Below are 281 nucleotides of genomic sequence, written 5' to 3'. Positions count from 1 at the left end.
AAAGCCGTATCTGGCGTCGTAACCGCTTGCCTGCGGTAACCGCTCAGGCAGGTGTTTCTGGTGACACCGTGGCCAATGTGCGTAAACAGTTGGCCCCTGAGTTGGAGGCTATCGCGCTACCAGCCGGGTACAGCATGCACTGGGGTGGCGAGTATTACGACGAGAAGCGTTCTATTGATGATTTGATGGAGCAAAACCCTAAAGCCACCATCTTGATGCTGATTATTCTGGTGGCCATGTTTAATGCGTATCGTCAGCCCATCATTATCTTTATTACGCTG

General features: G+C 51.6%; 1 protein-coding gene. It reads left to right on the top strand.

Annotation, left to right across the window (positions count from 1 at the left end; translation table 11 throughout):
• The coding region (locus tag J0A66_RS23170; RefSeq protein WP_206576114.1) for an efflux RND transporter permease subunit at window positions 1-281 on the top strand (281 nt) is incomplete at both ends.

It is taken from the genome of Bowmanella dokdonensis, assembly GCF_017254865.1.
GTDB classification, from domain to species: Bacteria; Pseudomonadota; Gammaproteobacteria; order Enterobacterales; family Alteromonadaceae; genus Bowmanella; species Bowmanella dokdonensis.
The sequence above is the reverse complement of the archived record's forward strand: the minus strand, read 5'-3'. Positions and strand labels throughout refer to the sequence as shown.